Raw genomic sequence first — 311 nt, forward strand, 5'->3', positions numbered from 1 at the left:
TTCAGGCTCTCATTTGTCTGGCCCCAGCCGGTCGCGCTATCGCGATTGAACACTGGAATGCGCATCAATTCGCGCATTGATGGCAGGCCGACGATACGGACCTCACCGCTCTGGCCGCTGGAAAAGAAGACGTAATATTCGTCCAGTTCTCCAGGCTTCACTTCCGCACTGTGACCAGCGCCGCCAGCAGCAGCCGATGCCGGCTCGGTTGAGCCTGCAAACAGCGCCCCACCTAGACCGCTTGCACCGGCGGCAGCCACAAAGGCCGACGTACCGAGCAGTTGTCTTCGACTGAGCTGCGTTTTCTTGGT

General features: G+C 59.8%; 1 pseudogene. It reads right to left on the minus strand.

What is annotated here, in order from left to right:
* Positions 1–311 (minus strand): annotated as a pseudogene (locus HWX93_RS22805) (TAT-dependent nitrous-oxide reductase); the annotation flags it as partial.

Origin of the sequence: Brucella tritici (genome assembly GCF_902825325.1) — a bacterium.
GTDB lineage: Bacteria > Pseudomonadota > Alphaproteobacteria > Rhizobiales > Rhizobiaceae > Brucella.